This is a genomic window from Archangium sp. (genome assembly GCF_057119385.1).
In genome coordinates, this window is the sequence record NZ_DBNGVP010000115.1 from 1 (window position 1) to 5,813 (window position 5,813).

Annotated in this window: 5 protein-coding genes and 1 pseudogene; 4 read left to right on the top strand and 2 right to left on the bottom strand. The window is 66.4% G+C overall.

The genetic code is table 11. The features are described from left to right. From AC16DP_RS27490 to AC16DP_RS27505, 4 genes and pseudogenes are all read left to right on the top strand, one after another. A pseudogene (locus tag AC16DP_RS27490) lies at nt 1-200 on the top strand (hypothetical protein); the annotation flags it as partial. A gap of 785 nt (nt 201-985) precedes the next feature. Beyond that, a complete protein-coding gene (locus AC16DP_RS27495; protein ID WP_329731381.1) occupies nt 986-1,300 on the top strand; it encodes a pyridoxal phosphate-dependent aminotransferase family protein in 315 nt (104 codons plus the stop codon). A 125-nt stretch (nt 1,301-1,425) separates the two neighbouring features. Continuing rightward, entirely contained in the window at nt 1,426-2,262 is an 837-nt protein-coding gene (locus AC16DP_RS27500) for a hypothetical protein (RefSeq protein ID WP_329731382.1), read from the top strand. Between the two features lie 57 nt (nt 2,263-2,319). Continuing rightward, complete coding sequence (locus tag AC16DP_RS27505; RefSeq protein WP_329731383.1) at nt 2,320-3,336, top strand: type VI immunity family protein; 1,017 nt, start codon at nt 2,320-2,322, stop codon at nt 3,334-3,336. 15 nt (nt 3,337-3,351) lie between these two features. On the opposite strand, the gene AC16DP_RS27510 is transcribed toward AC16DP_RS27505, so the two are convergent. Together AC16DP_RS27510 and AC16DP_RS27515 are read right to left on the bottom strand one after the other, a co-directional pair. Further along, on the bottom strand, nt 3,352-4,245 hold the full coding sequence (locus AC16DP_RS27510; RefSeq protein WP_329731384.1) for a DUF2381 family protein: 894 nt from the start codon (nt 4,243-4,245) through the stop codon (nt 3,352-3,354). Between the two features lie 27 nt (nt 4,246-4,272). Next, the coding region (locus tag AC16DP_RS27515) for a serine/threonine protein kinase (RefSeq protein WP_483956887.1) at nt 4,273-5,813 on the bottom strand (1,541 nt) is incomplete at its 5' end.

Below are 5,813 nucleotides of genomic sequence, written 5' to 3' on the forward strand. Positions count from 1 at the left end.
CGGTTTCGTCGGCGCCAGGGCCTGGACTCGTCCGCTTCTCCATCCAGGAACTCCGGCGCCTGCTGCTGAACATCGCTTGGGTGGTGCGGCCGGCCTTGGACTTCGTCCTGCACTGGAGCCGCTGGCGCCGCCGCCATCAGGCCATCGCCAAACGCTGCCATTACCGACGCAGAGACCCTCGCGCCAAAGTCCCACTGTAGTATTAGGAGGGCGACATGCCCCCCTACTAGGTCGTCACATATACTATGCAGGGTATCCAGGAGCTGAACGTCCGTGCGGGGTCCGTGCCGCCCGTGCCGCCGGATAAGGAGGCGTCCGGAAATAACATTTCCAGTTGAGATTGGCTCTCCAGTTGGTTCCCCAAGATGTCTTGGTTACTTAATTTCCGGACGGCTCCTAAGGCCCCGAAAGCGGCCTAGCGGGGCACCTGGAGGGCCTGGAAGGAACCGGTTTCGGTTGCTCCATGCGCACCCCCACGGCATCTCGCTCTGCTTCCGCGTGCTCCACCCAGGCAGTTAGGTAGCGGATCCGGGCCCCCTCCGACCCATCAAGAAGGTCCCTCTGTGCTTCCCGTCGTGCCCACTCCGTCCGCTGGAGTCTCGCCGCTAGTTCCGCCCGCCTATCCACGCCCATAGGCCCCCCTCCAGAATTTCGATGGTGATTTTCGCGGGGCCTAACGTGCCCCCTCGGGGCAGAAGGTTCCCCCCGTGCCCCCCAGCCTTCCCAGGACATTCCGGGCAACCCCCACCCCAGCCCATCCGCGTGAGAGCCCGTAGAAAGCCGTGGGAGCGGCGGGAGTCGGGGACCGAGGGAAAGCAGGGAGAGCGGAACGAAGCTCAGCGGGCCAGCCAGAAGCCCTGGAGGGCATCCGCAAAGAGCAGTCCGGGAGGGGGTTTGCGGGACGGTCCTTTTCTGGTAATTGGGTCCTCACGGCCCGCACAGGTTCTACAGTGCGCCCACCGCCGCGCAGCTGGCCGGGGAGCGCGTGCTGCGGGGGCCGGGGGACGCCTGGGTGGCCATGGCCTCCGCGCGCTACCTCGACACGGGGAGGAAGGCGGTCGCGCGCCTGGGGGTTCCGCCTCCCCAGGGCAGCACCTTCCTCTTCGTGGATGTCTCCGCGCACCTGGACGACAAGGGCCTGCCCGGGTTCCTGGAGCGGTGCGTCGAGCGCAACCTGCTGGTGTCCCCGGGGCCCAGCTTCGGACCGTTTCCGCACCACATCCGGCTGTGCTTCACGTGCTCGCCGCCCGAGGTGGTGCTGCGCGGCGTCGAGGTGCTGGCGGGAGTCCTGGGACGGTAGACGCAACTTTCCCCACGGCGCACCGGAGCAGGCCAGGATACTCTCGTCGTCACACCCCACCTGCGGAGTGCGCCGTGTCTTCTCTACAGCTTGGCCTACCTTCGAGGCGGGCCCGGTCGGCCTCGTTGCTTCTGCTCACTGTCCCGGCCACCGTGTTCCTTTGCCTCTCCTGCTCCACCGCACCGCGGAGTCCGCACGGCTTCTCCTTTCAGCCCCAGCCCTCTTGGGGCTGGCAGCTCACCGGCGGGCGCGCGCGATTCAACCAGTCCTGTGGCGCGGCCTGCGCCGCCCCGGTCAATGCCAGCACCGGGGAAATTCTCGCACCAGCAGCCACCCGGCTCGGTCCGGTGGTGGAGAAGGTCGTCCAGACTGTTGAGGCGGCCCAGGGTCTCCTCACCTTCGAGCGGCTCTTGACCGAAACGGAATTGGAAGAAGTCCAGACCGTCTTCAAGGAATGCGTCGCCCAGGCTCATGCCGACGTCAACGCGGCCTACCAGCGCGAGGGGGGCTTCAAATTCAAGAATGGAAGATTCCCGAACGACGCCGAGTGTGACCGGTTGGTGGGGGTCGATGAGAAGGGCAATCCCCTCAAGCTCTCCCAGCAACTTGGGATCCTGAAGCACGCGGCTGCCTTTGCCTGCATCAAGCAACGTCTCCCCGAGACGCTTCGTGACAACTTCTCCGTCGAGCCTCGCTACAAGGGGGATGCCCAGATCAACGGTGCCGTTCTCACGAACAACAAGGCCGGGTCCCTCAGGCCCGACGTCGTGGTGCATGCCACCCGGAACGCGACCCATGTGCAGTGTGTCTACGAGTTCAAATTCCCCTGCTACGAGAGACACCGCCTGGACCCCATGAACTCCCCCGGGGTGGAGGCTCAATTGGAAGGCTACAAGTACCTCTCCAAGAGTTGCCAGGTCGTGCTCGTGACACCGGATGGGCTCAATCCGCTTGGGGGGTAGTTGATGCCGAAGGACTACCCACGCCTTCGCCTTCGCGGTGTTCCGCCAGATTCCTGGATGCTCCGGGGTGGAGCGCTACCGCGCCAGCGCCGGCAGTTGCTTGCGCGCGAGGTGTTCCGCATCGCCTTCTACATGCCGCATGACCACCCCGAGCTCTCCCTCGGGGTGAGCCATGCCATGGACGTCTACATGCGCGCGGTGGGTGAGCGGCCTGGGGCCATCCAGTTCGTCCATTACAACCATCACGAAGGCTCGCGATTGACGGAGGAGCAGTGGCGTCTATCGCGCGGGCTCCTGGGAAATACGAAGCCCTGGTCCTTTCCCGAGGACTACAGTGAAACAGAGCAGGTCCAGATCGAGAAGCGAGGCTTCGAGCGGGGTCTTCTCTTCACGGGAGGCCCTGACGGCCGGAATGGCTACGAGCTCGAGTACAAGGCTCGCATTCCGTGGCGGCCTGCTCCCCAGCAAACGTTCGTGAGCGTGCTCACCGCGACGCTTCCCTTGGAGTACCTCGAGGAGCACGGGCCCGCCTGTGTGCGCCAGTTGGCCCTCGACATGGCCTCCCCGCTGCTCTTCGCCTCCGGGCACGCGGGCCTGGCGCTTCACCTCTACCGAGGCCTTCGGCTCTCGGACGACGCCTTTCGCGCCGAAGCTCTGCGCTACCCCGGCATCGATCTCCGTGCTGCCTGGCGTCATGAAGAGCAGGTGGGTCTCCGGGTGGATGGCGTCCACTGGCTCAATTTCCTGGGTCCGCCTGTGCTTGCTCAGCTCGGAGGTGCCGTGGGTCTGCGTTCCCGGCTTCATTCCGCCGAGACCACCGTGGTGGAGCTCGACCCGGAGCGTGTCGTTGTCTCCGTGGGGGAGCGGCCGGAGGCGGGAGCGCCGACCTCCGGGATGACCCTTTCCTCGTACCGCGAGCTTGCCCGGGTGCTGGAGCCCTGGCTCGAGCCGCTCTTCCTGCCGCGAACGGCGCCTGTCGAGCAGCCCCGGTACACGTCGCTGCGCCTCACCGAGCTCGAGGCTCGGCGTTGGTGGAGACGTTTTCTCGACGAGGTGTCGGGGAGAGAGGGCTGAGCCGCGGGGCCAGGGCTATGGGAACGTCACCTGGGGGAGGGTGATGACGCGACCATCCTCGCTCCACAGACGGAGCGTCACCTCCCCGCGTGGAATTCCACTTGCCGCGTCTGCTTCGACGAACACGCGCAGGGTCTCCCCAGGCGGGATGGGGCCGACCTGCCCGACGCGCACCCCCTCCAGCCTCTCGCCCGCGGTGTTCACCAAGGACGCTCCGGCCACGCTCCATGGCTCTACGCCGGAGTTCTTGAGCCACAGCTCCACCGCCACGCTGTTGTTGGAGCGGTAGGTGACGACTCGCGTGAGCAACAGTGCGTCGTCCGAGTGCTGCTCACCCAGGAGCGTGCTGGATTGCTGCGCTGGGATGCCCTCCTTTCCCAATGTCGAGGAACGCAAGAGGCCCATCAGTCCGCTGGACTGCTCGAGCAGTGCCCGCAGTCGCTGGACTTCTTCGCTGAGTTGCTGGCTCTTCGCGCGCTCCTGCTCTATCTCCTGAATGTAGGACTCCCGGGTCCGTCTGTCGTGGTACACCTCGACCTGCTGGGCCGCGCGCCCGCGGTGCCCCACCAGCACGAACGTGGCGCTCTGTCGGGCCGGGCCTTCTTCGAAGCGTACCGTGAGACGTATTCGCTCCCCTGGAGTCATGTCCGGAGGTGGCACCAGCGTGAGGAGTTGACGGGCCCGGAGCAATTGCTCGAAACGCACGTCGTCCTGCACGTCCACTTCAGCCGGTGCGTCGAAGCGGAAGCTCGTCGAGAGCCCTGGACTGACGCACACCTCGACACCCGCTGCGGGTGCGAGCGATAAGTCGTGGCGTTGCACGCCGGTGCAGTCGATGGCGGGGGGCACTGGTTCAGTGGGGGCTTGCAGAAGAACCAGTACCAGGACAGAGGAGGATGCTGGGAGCATGGGAGGCTACCTCTGGAGTCGCGCTCTCTACTCGAAGCGCTCTACGGCCTGGAGGCTCACGGAGGACATGACGAACGCCTGGGTGGACGTGCTGCCGGGCCCTACTTCCTGTCCCCTCATCGGCTCACCGATCGTCATCAATTCCATGCACACGGGCACGGTCTCACCACTGGGGAGGTGGGCGGCGGTGAAGCGGCCGTAGACACGCGCATCCCTCAGGTGGAACTGCCCGTCGATGAGGGTCTTCTCGGGGAGTTCCTGCCATGAACCGAGGACCTCGGCGCGAACCTTTTGCCCATCGCGCACAGGCTCATACCGGGGGCGCTCGTTGGTGGAAGTAAACATCACACCGAGAATGGCTTTGGGATACATGCCGAAGCGCTTGTGTGTCTCGGCCGCGCCAGGTGGGCACTTGGCTGGAGGGGGCAGGGGGCGCGGTTTCGGCGTGCTCACGCAGCCAGCGCTGGCAACGCAGCCGGCGGCAACCAGGGTGCGGATCGTCTTCTTCATCTTGGGCTCCTCGCTATTCGTCGCGGTGGCGACGGGCGCAGCTTCCGCCTTCGTGCTTCGGGCCACGACTTCTCGGCCAGATGTGCCCGGAGACGTCGCTGGGGAAGCAGACGACGCTGTGCGTGGGGTGCCACCGTGAGGCGCGCACAACAGGAGGACCAGGGCCGCTGTGAGTCCGAGCCCGCAGGCAGCCCACCACCACCGGGGGACGTTGCGTCCGGGCTCCACCGGAACGGGGGATGGGGCGCTCTTGTCCTGGCCGCTTCTCGGAAACATCGGTGTGCGCCAGGAGTCGTCCGCCTGGGTGCACTGCTCCAGCAGGTCCTCCGCGAGTGCCTTCGCGTCCGGGTAGCGGTCCTCGAGCTTCTTCTCCAGCAACCCCATGCACACGTCGCTCAAGACCTGGGGCACACGCGGGTTGAGCTCATTCGGGGCCGGCGGCGTCTCCTCGAGGATGGCCCGATTCAACCCGGGGTTGTTCCGGTCTCCGAAGGGGAGCGTGCGCGTCAACAGCCCGTAGATGACGACGCCCATGGCCCACAGGTCATCTGCCGGGGAGAAGGGGTAGTGCTCGCCCTCCCACTGCTTCGCGAAGCGCAACACCTCGGGGCTGCGGTACTCGGCGGTGCCTGGCGGTAGCCTCATCGTCAGCCGGAGCGCTCCCTCCTTGAGGCCCGCCGCGCCGAAGTCCACCAGCACCGGTTGCCCGTCCGGCTCGCGCACGAGGATGTTGGCCTCCTTGATGTCCCGGTGCACCACGCCCGAGGCATGCACATCCGCCAGGGTGAGCGCCAGGGGTAACAACACCCGCATCACCAGCTCGAGCGCGGAGGGGTTCTCCCGGGCCGCCCAGGCGTCGAGCGTGAGGCCCTCGATGAGCTCCAGGGCCAGCACCAGGAAGCGCGGCTCCTCCTCGGGCCAGAGGCCATAGCCGTGGAAGGTCACCACGTTGGGGTGCCGCACCAGGCGCAGCGCGGCGGCTTCCCGGTCACCTCGAGGGTGGAGGGCCACCAGCTTGACGGCGTAGGGCTTTCCGCTCCGCCTCGCGCGGTACACGG

Excerpts from the sequence above, each read along its gene's own strand:
- AC16DP_RS27505 (WP_329731383.1), top strand. The coding sequence starts at position 2,320 with ATGCTCCGGGGTGGAGCGCTACCGCGCCAGCGCCGGCAGTTGCTTGCG.
- AC16DP_RS27510 (WP_329731384.1), bottom strand. The coding sequence starts at position 4,245 with ATGCTCCCAGCATCCTCCTCTGTCCTGGTACTGGTTCTTCTGCAAGCC.